This is a genomic window from Cyclobacterium sp. SYSU L10401, assembly GCF_010993705.1.
Classification (GTDB): domain Bacteria; phylum Bacteroidota; class Bacteroidia; order Cytophagales; family Cyclobacteriaceae; genus Cyclobacterium.
This window is the reverse complement of record NZ_WOFO01000008.1, coordinates 111,645-132,435: the sequence shown is the minus strand read 5'-3', so window position 1 is coordinate 132,435 and position 20,791 is coordinate 111,645. Positions and strand designations below refer to the sequence as shown.

Genomic DNA, 20,791 nt, shown 5'->3' with positions numbered 1-20,791 from the left:
TAAATTCTATATTTACCCTTGATGAAAGCTGCATTGGAAAAACTAAACCAGGAACTGGGAGAGTTGGAAGAAAACCTGATTCAGGCCACTCAACACCGTCAGATCTACCTGAAATCCCTCCCGAAAGCACAAGGGGTGTCGGCCGAAAACCTGATACAGTACCTGTACTTCCGAAGCGAAGACCGGAAGGTCCTGCAGGAACAATTGCATCTGTACGGCCTCTCCGCCTTGTCTAATTCGGAAAACCACATCCACCGGCAAATTCAAACCATTCGCGAAAGACTGGGTCAGGCCTACGAAAAGGATCAACTCAACCCCTGTACCTATACCTATAGCAAGGAAAAAATAAAGGAAAACAGCCGCCTGCTATTTGGGAAGCCTGACAAAGCTGGCCTGCCTGTACTAATGGTTACTTTTGACAGTGCCTTTGCAACTGATCCCGACCTGATTGAAAACCTGTTGCTTCACGGCATGAATGTCGCCAGGATAAACTGCGCCCACGATGATGAAAATGTCTGGAAATCCATGATCGATCAAATCCGGAAGGCAGAGACAAAGACCGGCAAGAGTTGTAAAATCCACATGGATCTGGCAGGGCCGAAAATCAGAACCGTGTTGCTTGGAAAAGGGAAAAAGAAAGGCAAAGTGAAGGTTGCGGTTGGAGATACCATCTGGCTATCGGAAACCATGGACCATTTTACGGATGAGCAGATCGTATTGCACCCAAACGAAAAAGGCATTATCTCCTCATTGGCACCCGGACACCGTATCCTCATTGATGATGGTGAAATCGCTGGCAGGGTCAGCGAAACGGGACCCGGAAGGGCGGCGGTTACCATAGACCGGGTTTCTTCCAAAAAAGGCCGGATCAAATCTGAGAAAGGAATTAATTTTCCGGACACTGGCCTGGACATTCCGTCCCTGACAGCTTATGACAAGACTTGTCTGCCCTTTATTTGCCGCCATGCAGACATTCTGGGATATTCCTTTGTAAAAAACCCTGGAGATATCCAAAACCTGCGGGAAGCGTTGCAGAGAATTGATGGTCCCTTCCCTTCTCTTGTTTACAAAATTGAAACTCCTGATTCGGTAAGCAATTTACCGGCATTGCTTCTGGAAGGCATGAAAAACCCCCCATTTGGAATCATGATTGCCAGGGGAGATCTGGCAGTAGAAATTGGTTTTGAACGGATGGGGGAAATTCAGGAAGAAATACTATGGATATGCGAGGCAGCACATGTACCTGTGGTATGGGCCACACAGGTTCTGGAAAACCTCCAAAAATCCGGGATGCCCACCCGGTCAGAAATAACAGATGCCATCCAGGCCTCCCTGGCCGAGTGCATCATGATCAACAAGGGAGAACACACTATATCCGTACTGGAAAGCCTCAAAGAAATCATGCTTCGAACCAGTGGCAGTCGAAATAAAAAAAGATTTACCCTTGGCTCCCTGTCCATGGCCCAGACATTCATCCAATCATCCTAGTCGTCTCTACAAAGCTTTCAATGTTGCTTCATGTATTGCTCCATCAATTGAAAATAGGCGTTTTGGGCTTCTTTTTTCTGTTTATTTCTGGCAGGATCCAGACCTAAAACCTTGGCACGGACATTGGCTCTCAGACATTTGAAATAAGTGAAAATTGCCTCATCCTTGTCTGGCTCAAATACCGGAATACTCTTGAGATAGGTTTCCAGAAAATAAGTTGCCCAGTGCTCCTTGCCAAAACGCTCCAAATCCATGCAAATAAAAGCCACTTCATACAAAAAATCTATGGTCCGTATCCTTTTGCTGAACTCTATACAGTCAAAAATTACCGGGGGATCGGTCAGAAAGACATTACCCGTATGTAAATCCCCGTGCAAATCCCTCACCCAACCCAGCCGGGCTCTTTCTTTAAATCGCTGCTCGTGTTTTTCCAAAAAGCCATCGCTCCATTGGACAGCCTTCTGAAGAAATTTTGCCTGTTCGGAACTATACCTAAACTCCGGGTGGATGATATCGTTAAAAAGGGCTTTCGCTTCATTCATATCGAAAGTGGATTCCTCTACCGGCTGCCTGCGATGAAAAAAGGCTACTTTTTTAGCGAGTTTAGCTATCAGTAGGTCAGAGCCTTGACCCATTTGCAGCATCTTATCCATTCGAAATTCTTCCGGGATACGCTTCATCAGCACGGCATAATCGTAAATCGTACCCTTTTTGCCATCCAATACCCAACTTCCTTCATGCCAGGTAACCGGACAGCTCCGGATATAAATGGACGAAAAACGACCATTCAATTGAATCTCTTTTTCGCAAAAATGCGCTCTTGATTCAAGTGTAGAATAGTCCAGAAAAGAAAGCTTGACCGGCTTCTTGATTTTAAAGACCCACTTTTGACTTATGATAAGCCAGGAAATGTGGGTTTCGAGGACCTGCCCATTTACTTTGCGGCCCAAATACAATCCTTCTGAGGCCAGTTTTTGAATATCTTTAGCCTTCATCGTATCGTTTCAAATATTTAAGTGCTTCTTGTATCATGCTTTCAATGCAGCCATCCTCAGATTGAATAGGCAGGTATTCTCCCTCGAGCGGATCAAAATCAGCTTTCAATTTCTGGTAAACCAAAAAATCCGCATCACTCATTTCCCTTTCCGATGACAATCGCTTTTTTATCAGATTTTCATCTGCCCACACCCGGATACCAGCCCAGAGATGGCCTTTCCTGCTGGCCAGTTGCTGAAAATCGATCCGGTTTTTCTGTCTTTGAAAAGTGGCGTCCACCAAAACCGATACTCCCTGGCCCAACCTTTCTTCAGACCTGGCAGCCATGGCAGCGTAAACTTTTTGGCGGTCTTCTTCACTGTATTTGCCCCTTACACCCATTTCTATTCTTACCTGATCGCTGTTTAGATAGGTCATGCCGGTAACAGCAGCCAACCTTTTGGCAAAAAAACTTTTCCCTGATCCGGGTAAACCCATTACCAATACCAACATAATACAGCTATATTTTTCAGATAGAAACCAAGGGTCTGATGGAAATCATCCGCCGCACCTATTTAATCATTTGCAAAACCTCTGTCCAGGTATCAGTGGCCACCGGTACGCCGAAAGCCAGGTTTTCCTTTCTTCTTTGAAAGGATTTTTCTCCCGGATAGCTTACTTCCATGCCCTCAAACACATTTGAAGCCTTTAAATCATCCAATACCCCATCTACCTTGTTTTTTAATTCCAGGGGGTCAATTCCCAACTTTTCCATATGAAAACATAAAAAAAACTGAGAGATTCCGTATTCTTCTCCCTGTTGGCCTATATCCCGGGTAGTCTTTCCATCAGATAAGCCAGCAGCCATTAAATCCAACATCAAAGACAAACCTGCCCCTTTCCATAACCCAATGGGTAAAGCCAGCTGCTTTTCCAATACATAAAGGGGGTCTTTGGTAAGGGCTCCCTTGCTGTCAAAGCCCGCCGGATGCGGCATTGATTTTTCTTCCTTCCCGAAAATACTCATTTTCCCATAGGAATACTGGGTCATGGCCATGTCCAACACGACAGCTTCATCCCCATAAGGAACAGCCATTACCAACGGATTGTTACCTAATTTTGGTTCACTACCCCCCCAGGCAGGCATATTGGGAATGGTATTGGTAAAGCAAATGCCTATGCAACCTGATTCCGCTGCCTGCCAGCCATAATTCCCTGCTCTCATCCAATGGTTGGTATTGTTCATGGCCACTGATCCCAGGCCATTTTCTGAAGCCATGGTGATCGCCCTTTCCATGGCAAAATGGGCATTGTACATGCCAGGTCCAAGTCTTCCGTCCCAACGCTCCATCACGGGCAAGGAAAACTCCTTGACAGGAATGGTATCAGCCTTCACATGCCCTTTGGCCACCTGCTCGAGAAAAGACGGAAAGCGGTTCAGGCCATGAGATGCCACCCCATCCAAACTGGCTTTGGCAAAGAGGGAAGCACAGACAGTGGCTTTTTCAGCATCAAATCCTGTTTTTCTCAGAATTTCCTCCAATGTAGCTGTCAATTGCCTGTACGGGATGCGAATACTATTTTCCATTTTTCTAAGGATACATGTTAAAACTCAATTTACTAATTAAATGATTTTTTTTAGCTGAAAAAAGATTTCAGTTCAATCAATCCCAACCTTTGCCATTACCTGGTAAAACCAACTTTCTTTCACCTGGGAAATGGTAAAGCCTGGCAGGAGGTTAACAAAATTCATTTCCGACATGCTTCAGGCATGGCTGCCTGCTCAGTTTTATGGCAAGTTATATTGGTCTTAGGATGGCTTTCTTTACTTTTACATCCTAGAATACCATTGAATCAAAAACATGAAATCAATCAGTTGTGAGCAACCAGGCTCCCTAATACATCAAAATATCAGTATCCCTCCATTAAAACCGGGAGAGGTACAAATAAGGATCCGGCAAATCGGGGTATGTGGAACAGATTTACATGCATTTGCAGGAAACCAGGCTTTTTTTACCTATCCCCGCATCTTGGGGCATGAAATTGCCGCAACCGTCAGCCAGACCAATGGGTCTCCTTTTCAGCCGGGAGACCCGGTAGTCGTGATTCCCTACCTCCACTGCGGAAAATGTAGTGCCTGCCAATCCGGGAAAACCAATTGTTGTTCAAACCTAAAGGTTTTGGGAGTACATACCGATGGTGCCATGCAGGAATACATGTCCCTGTCCGGAGACCTTTTGCTTGCTTGTCCCCAACTGAGCTGGGAGGAAATGGCCATGGTGGAACCCCTCTCCGTTGCTGCACATGCGGTCAAGAGAGCTGGCATTCAGACCGGGGATGAGGTATTGGTCATGGGTTGTGGCCCCATAGGATTGGCCATTATGGTATTTGCCCACCTTGCCGGAGCCAGGGTCACAGCCCTCGACACCAATAGGAATCGCCTTCAATTGGCAAAAGACTATTTTTTTGCCGGGACAACCATTGATGCAAAGCAGATGGAATCAGCCCCGGAGAAAAAAACCAATTTTTCGAGCGCTTTCCAGGTCGTCTTTGATGCTACCGGAAACAAACAAGCCATGGAATCCGGGCCTTATTTTGCAGGGCATGGAGGAAGTTTTATTCTGGTAGGGCTTTACAAGGATCAGTTGTGTTTCCACCACCCTTCTATCCACGCAAAGGAACTGAGCTTGCTTTGCAGCAGAAATGCGACCAAGGCCGATTTTCTTGAGGTAATAAAAGTTTTATCGCAGAAAAAATTCCCTACCGAAAAGTACCATACCCATGATTTACCATTTGATGAGGTACCGGAGCGGTTTTCCCAACTCACTGACCCATCCATGCAGGTGATCAAAGCCATGATAACTTTTTAATTACCAACCATTAATAAAACGTTTAGGCCGATTATGGATAGGTTTTTGTGATTCAGTTTGAAAATTTCCAGATTGAATGCTGATTTGATTCGATTATGAATAAATTATTGCTGTTGTTACTCACTATTTTAGGATTGGTAACTTACCCATTCATGACATATGGGCAAGTTCAGGGAGATTATGAAGTATTGAAAACCAACCGGGCCTATGTGGTCAAAACGAAAGGTAAAGATTATACGCAGATAGATACCGAAAGACTTAGCCTGGATTGTTCTTCCATGGCTTTGAGTAAAGAATTGAATTTCGACCTTATCGCCCCCTATTTTGATGAGGATACCAAAAACCTGTTTCGCAACATTAAAATCCAGAGCAGGGTTTACATTGATATTCGGGGAAATGTGCAAGACCTATACTTCATCTGTGAAAGTGATCCGGAGAGGCATGCCATTGATTTTAGAAAACTGGAAAAAGTCCTCAGAAGAAAAATGAGGGTGGAAAAAAACACAGATTGCCTGTCAAAGTTTGAAGACAAGTTGATGAGCTGGTATATCCCCCTTTACACCTATTGATGTTTTTGAGTACTTTTATGTGTTCTGCCAGAGGGACCTGGAGTAGAAAGCCTTAGACTGGTCGCTTATTTACCAACCTCGTTTAGCAGATCCCTGCTGCTTGCAAAACCGGGTTTTTTTTCAATGCAGTCTTTAGGGTTTTAGGAATTAAAAAACGGCTTCTTCAATAGCAACAGGTTTATCCAACAGGTTTTTTGATTACTGAAAAGGCTAAAGATTCAACCCCACAGGATGATTTCAGGCAATTCAATGAAAAAAGCCCGGAAATACTTCCGGGCTTTATTTTATTGTAATAGAAATAATGGTCTTTACTTAAGGAAAAGCATTTCCCTGTACTTAACCAATGGCCAGTACTCGTCATCAACAAGCAATTCCATTTTATCTACTGCATACCTGATTTTATCAAAATAGGCATCTTTTACTTCAGAACTGTACAACTTGGCTTTTTCAGTTATATCCTCCACCTTATTGACCCGCTTACGGGCTTCAATCATGTTACTAACATTTGATTTAAGGGATTCGATATGCTTTGAAATTTCCTCTATGGTTTCAATTGCTGCCCTGTGATCAAGCCCCAGTCCTTTCAGACCATTGGCATTGACAATGAGCTTGTTCTGATAGCGGATGGCTGTTGGAATGATGTGGTTCAAGGCAAGATCTCCCATAACCCTGGACTCAATCTGGACTTTCATGATGTAGTTTTCCAGTCTGATTTCATGGCGGGCGTGGAGTTCTTTTTCATTCAACACATTGTGCCGCTTGTACAAGTCAGCCACCTGCTTGGACAACAATACGTCCAGTGCTTCTGCTGTACTTTTAAGGTTGGAAAGTCCTCTCTTTTCGGCTTCTTTTTCCCACTCCTCAGAGTAGCCGTCTCCTTCAAACCTGACCTTTTTGCTTTCTTTTATGTATTTCCTCAATACATTCACAATAGCAATCTTCTTCTCTTTACCTGCTTCGATCTCCTTGTCGATGTCTTTTTTAAGCTCCTTTAAAACATCGGCCACAATCACATTAAGGGCTGTCATGGGACCGGCTGGATTGGCGCTGGAACCTACTGCCCTAAACTCAAACTTATTTCCGGTAAAGGCAAATGGAGAAGTCCTGTTACGATCGGTATTGTCCAATATGATTTCAGGAATTTTAGAAATTCCAAGTTTCATATACATATTGTCACCTTTTTCAATTTTGATGTTGCCGTTTTTCTCCAGCTCGTCCAAAATTCCAGTAAGGGTAGATCCCAGGAAGACTGATATGATGGCAGGAGGTGCCTCATTGGCTCCTAACCTGAAATCGTTACCTGCAGAAGCAATACTGGCTCTCAGCAAGTCTGCGTTTTTGTAAACCGCTTTCAGGGTGGCTACCAGAAAACAAAGGAATTGCAGGTTTTCTCTGGCTGAATTGCTGGGTTGGAAAAGATTGACACCTGTATCCGTAATCAGGGACCAGTTGTTGTGTTTTCCACTACCATTCAAGCCTGCAAAGGGCTTTTCGTGAAACAATACCTTCAGCCCATGCTTTTCAGCCACTTTTTCCATCACATCCATCAACAAGAGGTTATGATCGGTGGCTTTATTGATGTCTTCAAAAAGGGGTGCCACCTCAAACTGACCAGGAGCCACTTCGTTGTGACGGGTAGAAACAGGAATCCCCAATTTGAGTGCTTCTATTTCAAAGTCCTTCATGTACTCCTTTACTCTGGAAGGAATGGAGCCAAAATAATGATCGTCCAGTTGCTGACCTCTGGCCGGATTGTGGCCAAAAACCGTTCTCCCTGCCATGACCAGATCCGGGCGGGTGGCATACAAGGCCCTGTCTATGACAAAATACTCCTGCTCTACTCCCAAAGAAGGGTTCACTTTCTTTACATTCCGATCGAAATACTGGCAAATTTCAACTGCAGCATTGTTGATGGCTTCAGTTGATCTGATGAGTGGGGTTTTGAAATCCAGGGCTTCCCCTGTGAAAGAAACAAAAATGGTTGGAATGCAAAGGGTCTGATTGAAAATAAAGATGGGTGAACTGGGATCCCATGCGGTATATCCCCGGGCTTCAAAAGTGGTTCTTATACCACCACTGGGGAAAGATGAAGCGTCAGGTTCCTGTTGAACCAGGGCACTTCCCTTAAATTTCTCCATGCCTGACATGGCATCGAAGAAAGTATCGTGCTTTTCTGCAGTGGATCCGGTCAAAGGCTGAAACCAGTGGGTGTAATGAGTAGCCCCTTTACCTAGCGCCCAGCTCTTTACAGCCGTTGCTACCTCATCTGCGGTGGACATATCAATTTTTGTCCCCTTTTCGATAGCTGTACTGACCTTCTTGAAAACAGGAGTCGCCAGGGTTTCCTGCATTTCTTTCAAGCCAAAAACCTGCGATCCAAAATAATCGGAAATTTTTAAAGAGGGCGCAACGGCAGAAACCTGTGGTCTGCCCTGAACCTTCATTAATGCTTTTTGTCTTAATGTTGCCATTGTTATAGTTTATGGTTTAAAAACTAATTACAAAAATAGAAAAATAAATGAGTCTTTAACAAAAATGGTGAAAAATAGGGGCCAATCTGCTTAAAATTACACATTTGACAACAAGTAAAGCAGAAATATCCATCATATGAAGAAAAAAAACCGGTTTGGATACGAAATTTTACAAAAATGGAAAACTCACTGATATTCCTTACCTTTGCCCTACAAAATTAAATGGCTTGAAGTTTGAAAAAAGTAGCATTTTATACGCTGGGTTGTAAGTTAAACTATGCCGAAACCTCCACTATCAGCAGGATGTTCGATAATAAAGGGTATGAAAAAGTAGGTTTTGAGGATAAACCGGACATTTTCATTATCAACACCTGCTCGGTCACCGAAAATGCGGATAAAAAATGTAAAAAAATCGTCCGGGAAGCCAAAAAAATCTCTCCTGATGGGTTTGTTGCTATAATTGGTTGCTATGCCCAGCTAAAACCCCGGGAAATTTCTGAGATCGCAGGGGTGGATGCCGTGTTGGGTGCTGCAGAAAAGTTCAGACTCATCGAATTATTGGATGGTTTTGCTGCTAATCAGGAAGCCAAAGTGTATGCCTCTGAAATCAAAGAGGCAAAGGATTTCAACCATGCTTTTAGCCTGCATGACCGAACCCGGACTTTTCTGAAAGTACAGGATGGCTGCAACTATGGGTGTGCTTTCTGCACCATCCCCCTTGCCCGGGGGAAAAGCAGAAGTGATACCATCGAAAACATTCTTGGCACCGCAAAAGAAATAGCCCAAACGGATGTCAAAGAGGTGGTGCTTACCGGCGTAAATATTGGTGATTTTGGAATAGAGAATGGCAAAAGAAAGGAAAGCTTTCTGGATTTGATCCGGGCCCTGGACCAGGTAGAAGGAATTGACAGGTTCCGGATCTCATCTATTGAGCCCAATCTCCTGACCAACGAGGCCATTCAGTTTGTTGCCGCTTCCAGGCACTTTGTCCCCCATTTTCATATCCCATTGCAATCGGGGAGCAATACCCTGCTGAGGAAGATGGGTAGAAGGTACTTGCGTGAATTGTATGAGGACCGGGTATACAAAATCAAAAGCCTGATGCCACATTGCTGTATCGGGGCAGATGTGATTGTGGGCTTTCCAGGAGAAACTGAGGCCTTGTTTCTGGAAACCTACAACTTCCTGAAAGAATTACCTGTTTCCTACCTCCACGTTTTCACCTATTCAGAAAGGGCCAATACCCGGGCAGCGGAAATGGAGGATGTTGTCCCCATGAAAATCAGAAACAAACGGTCGAAAATGCTACGGATTCTTTCTGAAAAGAAAAGGAGGGCCTTTTACGAAGAAAATTTAGGCAAAACTTTCCAGGTGCTTTTTGAAGAGGACATCGAAGAGGGTAAAATGCACGGTTTTACTGAAAATTATATCAGGATCAGTGCCAAATATGATCCGCTTCTGATCAACGAAATAAAGGAAGTCACTTTAGCTGGCATCAATGAAAAAGGAACGGTAGAAGTTTTTGAACCCGAAAATGGCTTGATGGCCCACGGATAGGGGGAATTCATTTCTATTTTTACCGTTGGTATTTTTTTTAAAGTATTTTATCCCTTTTCCCATGCTGGTTTCATGAGGATAACTTAAATTAACCACATGATATCCCTGATCAAAAATTGTTTGATGCCTGTTATTCCATGCAAGGCAATTTTAGCCTGTTTGGTTTGTTTTGCCAATTTTACCTTATGCTTTTCACAAACTGCTACTGTTGAGCCAAAAGATCCTTTTCAACCTGTCCTGTTGTCGGAAGACGGCAGCTGGTGTTGGTTTCAGGATAAGCGGGCCCTATTGATAGCAGACAAGGTTTTTTTTACCGGAGTCACTGCTGCAGGTTACAATACCGTTAGTGAATGGAATCTGGAAGACAACCAAACCTCTACCAAGGTACTGACCGAAGGCACACTGCCCCCAGATGACCACAATGTTGGTGCCCTAATGCTCAGGCCCGATGGTAAATTACTCACCGTATATGCCGGACACAGTATAGACAGCCTGGTGAGGTACAGAAGCACCAGTTCCGGGTTGAATATCGATAATTGGCAGGAAGAATCGGTATTTGAAACCAATGGAAGGGTTTGTTATGCGAATCTCTTTCACCTGAAGGCTACCGGCGAGACCTTTAACTTTTTCAGGGGAAATCAAAACAACCCACATTACCTGCGCTCCATGGATGAGGGAGACACCTGGGAGTTTGGGGGGAGGTTATTTCAATTTGAGGGCCGGTCCTATCTCAAATATGCTTCAGACGGGGAAAAAAGAATACACTTCATTACCACGGATGGCCACCCCCGGCATTTCAATAACAACATATACCACGGATATCTCGAAAATGGTAATGCCTACCGCTCAGATGGCAGCCTGGTAGCTCCCTTGAGTACTGCCGATACCAGCAGTTTAAAACCTTCTGATTTTACCCTTGTCTACGATGGAGACCTCAATACCAGAACAGATGTGGCCTGGACCAGCGACATGCAGCTGGATGAGGCAGGATTTCCCTATTTTGTATTCTCTGTTACCAAAGACCCCATAAGCAGGGGTGAAACCGTCAATACCTCCTTAGGAGGAAATGACCACCGCTATCATTATGCCCGTTGGAACGGCAGGGATTGGATAGAAGAGGAAATCGCTTTTGCCGGCAGCAGACTTTATCCAGGAGAAAATGAATACACCGGACTGATCAGTCTGCATCCTGCGGATAAAAATGTGCTCTATTTTTCGGCAGATGTCCATCCGGTATCCGGAAAAGCCATGCTGGTAGACGGAGAAAGAAGGTATGAAATCTTCAGGGCAGAAAGGTTGGACGAAAACAGCAGCTGGCAATTCAGCCCCATTACCTATCAATCCAAAGAAGACAATATCCGGCCCATTGTACTGGCAGATCAGGACAGGGAAGTAGTCCTTTGGCTTACCGGTCGCTACAGCAGCTACAGGGACTATCAATTAAAAGTGTATGGAAAGGTTCTTCCCCAACAAAAGAAAACACAGGAAGCTAAAAAAACGAACATCACCTTTCTCATCAACAGGGACCCGGACAACTATGCGGCAGATATGACCGTTCCTTATTTTGCCATGAAGCTGGCCAAACAAAAGGGATACCAAACCCAGGTCATTATGGGTGAGGGTGATCAAAACGCTTTTCATCTACCCGGCTTGGAAAAAATTGAAAACTGTGATTTACTGGTCTTTTTTTTAAGGAGAGTTGCCCTTTCCAATGCTCAAATGGCCATGATCAAAAAACACATTGAAGCGGGCAAACCGGTTTTGGGAATCCGAACTGCCAACCATGCTTTTTCTGTCCGGGAGGATTCCATACCTGCTGGATATGAGGATTGGTGGGACTTTGTACCCGAAGTATTGGGCCATGTAAACAAAGGCTATGGACCGGCAAAAGAAATAACCAGGGTGCTGCCTGAAAAAAAGTTTGGAAGGGGTCTTTTAAAAAACATTCCCCGGCAGTCCTGGATAAGCCAGGGAAATATATACCTGATGGAGAATAGTTTAGACCCCAGGGCCAAAGTCCTGCTATCTGGCAGTTCAGCCGGACAAAATGCCCCCCTGGCATACACCAGGAAATCAGGCCAAAGCAGGGTGTTTTACACCTCTTTGGGCTATCCTACCGATTTCACCCACCCTTCTTTTCTCCAACTCCTGGAAAATGCCATCGAATGGTCCTTAAAATAAACTCCAATAAACCCCGAAACAGCCAAAAAATGGTATCCCTGATAAAATCTAATTTATTAATTCCAATACGCTCCGTTACCATGACCTTTTTCATTTTCCTGCTGCTGTCCATGGCATCTCCGGCTTCAGGTCAAAGCAGCTATTCCTGGAAAGTAGGTGGCCACAAATCCAGGATCACCCCAGAATCTCCCTTGTGGATGGCTGGCTACGCATCAAGGGATCAGCCTGCACAAGGCAAGTACGGGGACCTTTGGCTCAAAGTCCTGGCACTGGAAGACCAGCAAGGTAATCGGGTCATAATGGTCAGTTCAGATCTGTTGGGTTTTCCGAAACGCATGTCTGACGACATCCGCACGGCCATTTACCAGCAATACGGATTGAGCAGGTCACAGGTGATTTTAAATAGTTCGCATACCCACTCCGGTCCGGTTTTGGAAGCAGCACTGTTTGACATTTACCCTTTGAAGGATCAAGATCGGCGGGCCATTTCAGCATATAGCCAAAAACTGGAAAAAACCGTGGTAGAAAGTGTGGGTAAAGCCCTGGCAAACATGAAACCATCCAAGCTCTATTCCGGCAAAGGTACTGCCCGATTTCAGGTCAACCGAAGAAACAATAAAGAAAGTGACATCCATTTACTTACGGAGCTAAAAGGCCCCATGGATCATGCCGTTCCGGTGATCAAAATCAGCGATATGCAGGATCGACTGACCCATATTCTTTTTGGATATGCCTGTCACCCGACCGTATTAAGCGATTATCAATGGTCAGGAGACTTCCCCGGGTATGCCCAGGAAGCACTGGAAACCAACCATCCCGGGGCCATGGCCCTGTTTTTCCAGGGAGCGGCAGGAGACCAGAATCCCCTGCCCAGAAGATCCCTATCCCTGGCTGTTCAATATGGAAATACACTTGCAGCCGCTGTAGATCAGGTATTGGCTGAAAAAATGACTCCCTTAGCATCGGCTATTCAGCATGCATACCAGGAAATCGACCTGGCACTTCAGCCTCCTCCGGGCAGGGAAGAACTGAAAAACATGGTCACCGAACAGCAGGGATACATGAAAACCTGGGCCTTGCGGATGTTGGAGGAAATAAAAGATCAGAAACCCATCCCCACTTCCCATCCTTTTCCCCTGCAAATACTAAAACTCGGAGAGTACACCATATTCAATATGGGAGGAGAGGCCACCATTGGCTATGCCAACAAGTTAAAAGAAAAATATGGCCCGGACATATTTGTGATGGCATACAGCAATGATGTGATGGGCTATATTCCTACAGAAAAAATTCTGGAAGAAGGAGGTTATGAAGGTTACAGTTCCCAGATGGTCTATGGCCTTCCAAATGCCTGGAAACCGGGTCTGGAAGAACAAATTCTGGACGCATTTGATACCCTGGCCAGACAAATCCAAATCAGTCCCTTAAAAAGTAAATAACCATAAAATGAAAACCCATATGAATTCCCCAAAATCTTTAGCAAGCCTGTTATTTTTACTGCTTACCTGTATTTCCCTGCCCATTTCAACTATATGGGCCCAATCAGAGACATATGAAGTGCTGTTTGATGGTAGTTCAGTAGATAAATGGCGTGGCAAACAGCATGATGCCTTTCCGGACAAGGGATGGAAAGTGGCCGATGGACTGCTATTTCTGGAGAGCAAGGGTGGTGGGGATATCATCACCAAAGAAAAATACGGCGATTTTGAATTGCTATTTGAATTCAACCTGACCGAAGGTGCCAATAGCGGTATCAAATATTTTGTGGACACCCTATACCACGAAAAAACCGGCAACATGATGGTCAACGGCCCCGAGTACCAGATCATTGATGACTACAATTACCCGGGAATAAAGGAAGATCCAAATGGATTGAGCTCAACAGCCGCTGCCTATCTGTTTTATCCCCCAAAAAATAAAACACTTAAACCACATGGCACGTGGAATACAGGAAAAATTGTGGCCAGGGGAAATAAGGTCACCCATTGGTTGAATGGAAAAAAGGTGGTAACCTATACCCGGGGAAGCAAGGATTTTTTGAAAAAAAAGCAGGGGAACAAATTCAAAGATGATGTTCGTTACGGGGAGTTAGAAGAGGGGCACATCCTTATCACTGACCATGGTGACAAAGTATATTTCAGAAACATCAAAATCAAAAGGTTCTGAACTTTTGGCCGGCTGATCCTTTCCTATTCCGGGAAGGCATGAAATAATACCCATCTAAATTGGCAAATTAAACCCTAATATGCATTAGGAATCCTATTGCAGATTGAAATTATTTCAAAATCAGTCACTTCGCTGCAGTTTTCAACTTCACCATAGCGGTGCTGGTTTCCAAACTGCCTGATTTTCTTGCAATTTCGGCGTTCCTAACTAAACCTAATAAATAACCCGGGTTAAAGTCCCTCAATGGGCTGGATCATTTACCGGTAATCCTCCAGCATTAGATCCAGCCGATCTTCCATATGGGTTGCAATACCTGAACCGCTTGTTAATTCCCAATAACTTTGCTGTTGCAAGACCAAAACCTGTGTGGCTACAATCCAGCTTTGGGTCCAGCCGGTGAGGGTACCCCAGGCCCCCCAGCCCACATCGGCATTTGATGCCCAGAATTCCCATTTATCGTAATCAAATGCCCGGAACCAGGCCCCGTCTAGATCATGAAAACGGTTACTTTTGACCTGAATTCTGGTTAAAAAATCGGATAGTTTAGTCAGGGCTTCCTGGTATTGCGGGTTTCCTGTGGCATGGGCCGCTTCGTTGAGGCTGAAGAAGGCAAAATTACTGGTATACAGCATGTCTGCAATAGGATCCCCATTTTCAAAAATCAGGGGTGCCTCATGAAGGCCATATTCCTCATTGGACCGAGTCCTGCCATACCTGCCCTTATCGCTGCCCCCCAGTTCTTCCCTGATTGCGCCGTTGGCTTGCTGATTCTCCAAAAGTTTGCTTACCACAGTGTCCAGCCATTCCCGGTGTTCGGGCGTATCTTCTACCCTGACCAGCCAGGCCAGGGGTAAAATCATCCGTGCCCGCTCCTGCTGAATCCCATTGGTCCACAACCATTCATCCGGATAGCCCTCCATGGTAATCCTGATGGCTGTTTTGGTCTTTTCCAATAGGGGCTCATAGCCGGTTTTGTCGTAAAGCCAAAGGTATACCGCCCACATCCAGGATTCAAAATGTGGGGCTGGATTGACGATATCCCTGTTCCAGTAATGCTTCCATCCCTGTCTTTGAAGGTCCTGGTTTTCTATGCGGTTAATCCTGAATCCATTGCTACCAGTAGTCCTGAAATTTCCCAATATGGCTTCCAGCATTTCCAAATTCCAATCCTGCTTTTCGAGGTGAGCCATGGCTCCCAACACGCCCAATATGGCCCTGGCATTGTCATCTCCGTAATAGACATGGGGGTGGGTATGTGACCAGCCTATTAGTCCAAAAGCTGCGGAATCCGGGTGGCTCCTGGGACCTCCCCTTAAATTTTCCCGGAATAAAAATTCCATCAGGTTTTCTGCTCTTTTATCATATTCCTTTTCATCCAAAAGTCTGCCTGCAGCCGCCAGGGCATAGGCCCCTTCACCCTGAACATCTGCCCTGATCCAGTAGCGGTATTGTTGGCTACCATCATGGTAGATATTGGAGGAATGCCCTTCCAAAAGGCCTTCTGTGCCATCTCCCGTGGGCAAATAGCCTGGTACCGGTGGTCCAACAGGGTTGGTACCATCCCCCTGGTACTGCAGCCACCTTTCCTTCCAATCCTTATGAATGAAAAAATTACCCTTAAAAAACCAGTCCACTCCCCTTTTTACGCTATTGACCTTGTCTTCATCCCCGATGGCACTGGTTTCATCAAATGTTGGTTCGAGGTACCTGGGCCAGGCCTCATAGGTGAGTGAATGCTCTCCTGTAAGCTGGCTTATCAGGTGGCCCCAAAGGACTTTCCAATGGTTCTGAGGTCCAAAGCGCCCTTTTGCAAATTCCGACAGGCGGGTCAATGCAACGAATCCGGAATCCTTCTGATACAGGAGCGGATAAGCGGGTACTCCCTCCAGCCCATAGGCCGCATGGTCTAATCCTGCGACTTTGGCCAGCACCAACATGGGATCCTCTACCTCTGCAGGGATAACATGACAATCGTTAATTCCCAGAATCCGCATTGGTGGAAGTTGATCTCCAAAATCACCTGTCACCACCACGCCCCTTTCCAGCCTGGTCTGCAATATTTCTCCCGTACTTTCCAAGCCAACAAAATCTTCCGGATACTCCAAATAATACCGTATTTCTTTTTCCTTTAATGAGGCAATCAAACCCTCCGGAATAGCTACCCGCTCCCTGGGATAATTTCCTGCCAATATCAAAAAAGTAGCCCCCCTGGACATCCGGTCAACGGCTTCCATTGGATCCTCATGAAATTCCAGTTGAAAACCTTCGCTATCCAGCCATTTCAATAAATCGTTATTGGACTGACCCACCACATGGATTCGCCTGGAATCAGGGATAGTACAGGAAAACAAAACGCAGAGCATCAACGGAATAAAACAGAGTCTTAACATAGAGTGGGCAAAATGGATTGAAAATGTAAGGCAATATACATTTATCCTCCCATTTCTGAAATCAGTCATTGGAAGAAATTAATGGTAAAAAACCCTGATTAATTTTAAATTATAAAATATTGGCTGACAAATATTTAGGATGTGAAGCGAAATAATAATTTTTATATGGCGAATTAAAATTGAAATTCTTAAATTTAAAAAAATATGTTTCAGATCATTAAAAATGCATTTCAAATATCTTTTCCTTTTCGGCTTTCTTTTGGCCAGTTTTAGCTTAACACTGGCCCGTACGGTTTTTTTGAAGGATTCCACTTTACTGGAAGCAAAAGCCCCTGCACCTACATGGAGTATCATCAACAAGGGGGCAGGCAACAACAATTCTCTGGACCTATTGGCGAGGATAGACCGGGATGTCATCAGCGAAAACCCGGATATGGTTTTTATCATGGTGGGCATACACGACATGATCAACCTGCATAAATTTCTGGACTATGGCACCTATCGCAAAGCCTATCAAAAAATCATTAACAAACTGGAGCAAGCAGGTATAGAAACCGTATTGCTTAACCTTACTCCTGTAGATACCAATGCCATATCCAACAGGTATGAGCTGGATTTTTTCGACTCACCTCCTTTGGTCAAAATAAGAAAAGCAAACGAAATCATCGCTGAACTGGCCAGGGAAAATGGGCTAAAGGTGATTGATCTACACCAGGAATTTATCAAAAGAAAATCACCAAATCCTGGAAAAGGTTCATTGATAATGAATGTGGCGAATTCGGGAAAACCCGATGGGGTGCATCCCACCAGCAAAGGCAATCAGATCATTGCTGAAAAGGTTTTTGAATTCCTGGTAACAAGCAATAAAATCAGCCAAAAGAAAAAACTGGTCTTTTTTGGCGACAGCATTATCTATGGTCAGGGTATGGAAGGCAGCGGTACCAGTGAGGGACAAACCTTTCCTGCCTACCTGAAAAAAATGATCCAATGGGATGAATTGGCTCCCTACTTTTCATTGCCCTATGAATACGAAGACGTGGAAGGAGATTTCAGTGACCCATTTGTTTTTGAGGATGGAACGGTGGTCAGTGACTTGGCCGACTGGCGGGAGAGAAGAAAAGAAATACTCAAAAAGTGGCACATGCTCATGGGGGAATGGCCGGAATTGATCACCGCTCCTACTTTCGAAGTACTGCATACGGTCGAGGAGGAAGGTTTTGTACAAAAAAAGATCAGGTTTGAATGGGTTCCCGGACAAATGACAGAGGGGTATTTACTGGTTCCCTATGGCGCCAAAAACAAGCCTGCTGTGGTAACGGTATATTATGAGCCTGAAACAGCCATAGGAAAAGGATTGCCTGACAGGGATTTTGCCTTGCAATTGGCCAAACGGGGCTTTGTCACCCTCTCATTGGGTACCACACAAACTACTGAAAATGAAACCTATTCCCTGTATTACCCTCACATAGACAGTGCCACGGTACAGCCCCTGTCCATGCTGGCCTACGCTGCAGCCAACGCCTGGCAGTTGCTCGCAGGACTACCTGAAGTCAATGCGGACAAGATAGGCATCACAGGCCATTCCTATGGTGGCAAATGGGCGATGTTCGCCTCCTGTTTGTTTGAAAAATATGCTGCGGCTGCCTGGTCAGACCCGGGCATAGTCTTTGAAAAAGACAAACCCAATATCAACTATTGGGAACCCTGGTATTTGGGCTATCATCCGCCTCCCTGGAGGGAAAGGGGCTTACCTACCGAGAAAAATCCCGCAATGGGGCTTTACCCTGAATTACTGGAGAAAAAGATGGACTTACATGAACTTCACGTGTTGATGGCACCCCGTCCATTTTTGGTATCGGGAGGAGCCGAAGATCCACAGGATCGCTGGGTTCCATTAAACTACAGCCTGCGCGCTAACGAACTCTTCGGCGTAAAAAACCGGGTCGGCATGAGTAATCGGGAAACCCACGCACCCAACCCGGAATCCAACGAAATCATCTATTCCTTTTTTGAGTATTACCTTTCCCCCTGACGGGGTTTTAAAAAAGCAGAAAGGTGCTTTTTCACAAAATCATCGTCATTTAATTCCGGGTAATCCGAATAGACCCGGTCTATTTCTTCCATTTGTCCCGGTGAAAGGACTTCCTGCGGGTTTAGGCACCACCTTCCCTGAAGCAAACCCTGGCGCCTCAAAACCTCATGAATACCGGGAATACACCCTTTAAACTGGTGGGAAGGATCAAATATAGCGGCATTGGTATCGGTAATCTGTACACCCAGCGCCAGCAGATCGGCCATGTCACCTTCATCCCTATCCAGGCAGTCCTTCACCCTGTTCAATAGTGCTACTGCCTTGCTGGTCCAAACTGCCCAATGCCCGAGCAATCCCCCAACGATTCTTTTGGTAACCAACTGTCCATCGACCATAAAAGAAAATGAGCTGAGTAAATCAGCTACAATATTGTCATCATTTCCGGTATACAAGGCTATTTCATGCTTCCTTTCCGATGCACATACGGCCCGAACCACGTCCAGGGTCTGGTAACGGTTAAATGGTGCCATCTTTATCGCATGCACATTCGGAATAGCTGCAAAATCCTTCCAGAATTCATGACTGAGCAACCTCCCTCCTGCAGAGGGTTGCAGGTAAAACCCAAAGAGCGGTATCAGCTCCGCTACTTTTTCTGCTCTCCTTATCAGTTGCGTTTCTGACCAGTCACCCAGTCCACCCGCACTCAACAGGCCCAAATCATATCCCAAACTTTTGGCCAGGTAAGCTTCTTCCAGTGCCTGATCGGTATCGCCAACTATCCCGGAGACCATTAAAAAAGGCTTTTCCGGCTTTGCTGCCTGAACTTCCTCCATGGCCATTTTAAGCACCGGAGCCAGTAGTCCATATTGCTTGTCCCTGATTTCAAACTGCGTGCTGTGAACGCCTACCGCCATACCCCCTGCGCCTGAGGCCAGGTAATACCTGCTGAGCGCCCTTTGGTGGGTTTCATCTAATTTCCTGTTGGCTTTAAGGGCCAGGGGATGGGCCGGAATCACCAAGCCTTCTTGCAGATACTTGTTTTTTATGGGATCTAGAGGGTTCATAAATTAAAATTTTCCTTTCCTTTCCTGAAAATGAGTGGGTTTATCTAAAGTCTCTCCCTTCTGCTGTATCCATTCGGCTGTCATTTCTATCATTTCAAGCAGGGAGGTCCCTGGGTATCCAAACATGCGGTGACAGCGGGAGGCATTGTTAAGTAAAACATAAGGCTCCGGCTCATTTTTAAAAACCGGATTTTTATCAAAAATACGCCCAAAACTTTGGGCCACTTGCTGAATACTGATGGTTTCAGGACCGGTAACGTTCAACAATTTTGGAGGACAGGTGGCATGCAAAAGGGAACGTACAGCAACCTCGTTGGCATCTCCCTGCCATATCACATTCATGTGTCCGCTGCTCAGGTCAATGGCATGCCCTTCATAGACCATTTTCCCAATTTCCAGTAAATTTCCGTACCGCAGATCAATGGCGTAATTTAACCGATAAATGAGCATGGGTACACCATAGCGGTGACTGAAATACTCGAATACCCTTTCCCTGCCCAGACAGGATTGAGCATACTCTCCCAGAGGCTCCGGAGGGGTATCTTCGGTGGCTCCACCAGAAGCATAATGAACAAACGGATAGATGTTTCCACTGGAGAAAATTACCATGCGGGAGTTTTTAAATTTTTCTGCCACGCGTCCGGGAAGATAGGCATTCATGGCCCAGGTAGTGTGTGCGTCTCCGGAAGTTCCAAATTTTTTTCCGGCCATAAAAATTACATTTTTCACATCCGGGAGGGCTTGTAAGGATTCGTCATCCAGCAGGTCGGCACTGATACACTGCAGTCCATGATCCTGTAAATCGGCTTTTGTGGTAGCGTCAGAAAAACGGGATACTCCAATCACCTTTTTATTCAAATTAGCAGCTTTCACAGCCCTTAAGATCAGTTTTGCCAGGCTGGGTCCCATCTTTCCTGCCACCCCTAAAATGATGATATCCCCCTCCATTCGCCTTAAGTCATCCATAAGAGCCAAGGATGGCCTGCTGAGTTTTTCTTCAAGTTCTGCTACAGATTTCATGTCCTATT

15 protein-coding genes are annotated in these 20,791 nt (G+C 45.3%); 8 read left to right on the top strand and 7 right to left on the bottom strand.

Features of this window, described 5'->3' with window-relative positions:
• Positions 1 to 21 precede the first annotated feature (21 nt).
• A complete protein-coding gene (locus GL182_RS17920; protein ID WP_163381161.1) occupies positions 22 to 1,488 on the top strand; it encodes a pyruvate kinase in 1,467 nt (488 codons plus the stop codon).
• A gap of 17 nt (positions 1,489 to 1,505) precedes the next feature.
• Here the strand turns inward: GL182_RS17920 and GL182_RS17915 are convergent, their stop codons facing one another.
• From GL182_RS17915 to yiaK, 3 genes are read right to left on the bottom strand one after another with little or no spacing between them, the layout of a single operon-like run.
• A complete protein-coding gene (locus GL182_RS17915) occupies positions 1,506 to 2,483 on the bottom strand; it encodes a phosphotransferase (RefSeq protein ID WP_163381160.1) in 978 nt (325 codons plus the stop codon).
• Positions 2,473 to 2,976, bottom strand: coding sequence for an AAA family ATPase (locus tag GL182_RS17910; RefSeq protein WP_163381159.1), 504 nt, complete (start codon positions 2,974 to 2,976; stop codon positions 2,473 to 2,475). The genes GL182_RS17915 and GL182_RS17910 overlap by 11 nt, the downstream gene beginning before the upstream one ends.
• Before the next feature lie 58 nt (positions 2,977 to 3,034).
• Positions 3,035 to 4,051, bottom strand: a complete 1,017-nt coding sequence (gene yiaK, locus GL182_RS17905; RefSeq protein WP_163381158.1) for a 3-dehydro-L-gulonate 2-dehydrogenase — start codon at positions 4,049 to 4,051, stop codon at positions 3,035 to 3,037.
• A 274-nt stretch (positions 4,052 to 4,325) separates the two neighbouring features.
• Here yiaK and GL182_RS17900 point away from each other — a divergent pair, with 274 nt between their 5' ends.
• Complete coding sequence (locus GL182_RS17900; protein ID WP_163381157.1) at positions 4,326 to 5,333, top strand: zinc-binding alcohol dehydrogenase family protein; 1,008 nt, start codon at positions 4,326 to 4,328, stop codon at positions 5,331 to 5,333.
• A gap of 152 nt (positions 5,334 to 5,485) precedes the next feature.
• Entirely contained in the window at positions 5,486 to 5,902 is a 417-nt protein-coding gene (locus tag GL182_RS17895; RefSeq protein WP_163381156.1) for a hypothetical protein, read from the top strand.
• Between the two features lie 308 nt (positions 5,903 to 6,210).
• Here GL182_RS17895 and GL182_RS17890 read toward each other — a convergent pair whose 3' ends face one another.
• A complete protein-coding gene (locus tag GL182_RS17890; RefSeq protein WP_205603685.1) occupies positions 6,211 to 8,373 on the bottom strand; it encodes a glutamine synthetase III in 2,163 nt (720 codons plus the stop codon).
• A gap of 234 nt (positions 8,374 to 8,607) precedes the next feature.
• On the opposite strand from GL182_RS17890, the gene mtaB reads away from it, so the two are divergent.
• The 4 genes from mtaB (at position 8,608) to GL182_RS17870 (ending at position 14,277) form a co-directional block, all read left to right on the top strand.
• Positions 8,608 to 9,930 carry a tRNA (N(6)-L-threonylcarbamoyladenosine(37)-C(2))-methylthiotransferase MtaB gene (gene mtaB, locus GL182_RS17885; protein ID WP_163381155.1) on the top strand — a complete coding sequence of 441 codons (1,323 nt, stop codon included), beginning with the start codon at positions 8,608 to 8,610 and terminating at the stop codon, positions 9,928 to 9,930.
• A gap of 123 nt (positions 9,931 to 10,053) precedes the next feature.
• The gene (locus GL182_RS17880) at positions 10,054 to 12,111 is read left to right on the top strand and encodes a BNR-4 repeat-containing protein (RefSeq protein WP_163381154.1); all 2,058 of its coding nucleotides are present in this window, start codon (positions 10,054 to 10,056) and stop codon (positions 12,109 to 12,111) included.
• Between the two features lie 80 nt (positions 12,112 to 12,191).
• Positions 12,192 to 13,550, top strand: coding sequence for a neutral/alkaline non-lysosomal ceramidase N-terminal domain-containing protein (locus GL182_RS17875; protein WP_163381153.1), 1,359 nt, complete (start codon positions 12,192 to 12,194; stop codon positions 13,548 to 13,550).
• Positions 13,551 to 13,569: 19 nt separating this feature from the next.
• Positions 13,570 to 14,277 (top strand): DUF1080 domain-containing protein, encoded by a 708-nt coding sequence (locus tag GL182_RS17870; RefSeq protein ID WP_163381152.1) that lies wholly within the window; start codon positions 13,570 to 13,572, stop codon positions 14,275 to 14,277.
• Positions 14,278 to 14,534: 257 nt separating this feature from the next.
• Here the strand turns inward: GL182_RS17870 and GL182_RS17865 are convergent, their stop codons facing one another.
• Complete coding sequence (locus GL182_RS17865) at positions 14,535 to 16,667, bottom strand: hypothetical protein (RefSeq protein ID WP_163381151.1); 2,133 nt, start codon at positions 16,665 to 16,667, stop codon at positions 14,535 to 14,537.
• Positions 16,668 to 16,890: 223 nt separating this feature from the next.
• Between GL182_RS17865 and GL182_RS17860 the strand changes: the two genes are divergently transcribed.
• Entirely contained in the window at positions 16,891 to 18,699 is a 1,809-nt protein-coding gene (locus tag GL182_RS17860; RefSeq protein ID WP_163381150.1) for an SGNH/GDSL hydrolase family protein, read from the top strand.
• Here GL182_RS17860 and GL182_RS17855 read toward each other — a convergent pair.
• A complete protein-coding gene (locus GL182_RS17855) occupies positions 18,684 to 19,763 on the bottom strand; it encodes a dihydrodipicolinate synthase family protein (RefSeq protein ID WP_163381149.1) in 1,080 nt (359 codons plus the stop codon). The genes GL182_RS17860 and GL182_RS17855 overlap by 16 nt on opposite strands.
• Positions 19,764 to 19,766: 3 nt before the next feature.
• Positions 19,767 to 20,783: an NAD-dependent epimerase/dehydratase family protein gene (locus GL182_RS17850; RefSeq protein WP_163381148.1), complete on the bottom strand. Its 1,017-nt coding sequence runs from the start codon at positions 20,781 to 20,783 to the stop codon at positions 19,767 to 19,769.
• Positions 20,784 to 20,791 lie beyond the last annotated feature (8 nt).

Excerpts from the sequence above, each read along its gene's own strand:
- GL182_RS17855 (WP_163381149.1), bottom strand. The coding sequence starts at position 19,763 with ATGAACCCTCTAGATCCCATAAAAAACAAGTATCTGCAAGAAGGCTTG.
- GL182_RS17870 (WP_163381152.1), top strand. The coding sequence starts at position 13,570 with ATGAATTCCCCAAAATCTTTAGCAAGCCTGTTATTTTTACTGCTTACC.
- GL182_RS17910 (WP_163381159.1), bottom strand. The coding sequence starts at position 2,976 with ATGTTGGTATTGGTAATGGGTTTACCCGGATCAGGGAAAAGTTTTTTT.
- GL182_RS17920 (WP_163381161.1), top strand. The coding sequence starts at position 22 with ATGAAAGCTGCATTGGAAAAACTAAACCAGGAACTGGGAGAGTTGGAA.
- GL182_RS17895 (WP_163381156.1), top strand. The coding sequence starts at position 5,486 with ATGACATATGGGCAAGTTCAGGGAGATTATGAAGTATTGAAAACCAAC.
- yiaK (WP_163381158.1), bottom strand. The coding sequence starts at position 4,051 with ATGGAAAATAGTATTCGCATCCCGTACAGGCAATTGACAGCTACATTG.
- GL182_RS17875 (WP_163381153.1), top strand. The coding sequence starts at position 12,192 with ATGACCTTTTTCATTTTCCTGCTGCTGTCCATGGCATCTCCGGCTTCA.
- GL182_RS17865 (WP_163381151.1), bottom strand. The coding sequence starts at position 16,667 with ATGTTAAGACTCTGTTTTATTCCGTTGATGCTCTGCGTTTTGTTTTCC.
- GL182_RS17890 (WP_205603685.1), bottom strand. The coding sequence starts at position 8,373 with ATGGCAACATTAAGACAAAAAGCATTAATGAAGGTTCAGGGCAGACCA.
- GL182_RS17900 (WP_163381157.1), top strand. The coding sequence starts at position 4,326 with ATGAAATCAATCAGTTGTGAGCAACCAGGCTCCCTAATACATCAAAAT.
- GL182_RS17915 (WP_163381160.1), bottom strand. The coding sequence starts at position 2,483 with ATGAAGGCTAAAGATATTCAAAAACTGGCCTCAGAAGGATTGTATTTG.
- GL182_RS17860 (WP_163381150.1), top strand. The coding sequence starts at position 16,891 with ATGCATTTCAAATATCTTTTCCTTTTCGGCTTTCTTTTGGCCAGTTTT.
- GL182_RS17880 (WP_163381154.1), top strand. The coding sequence starts at position 10,054 with ATGCCTGTTATTCCATGCAAGGCAATTTTAGCCTGTTTGGTTTGTTTT.
- GL182_RS17850 (WP_163381148.1), bottom strand. The coding sequence starts at position 20,783 with ATGAAATCTGTAGCAGAACTTGAAGAAAAACTCAGCAGGCCATCCTTG.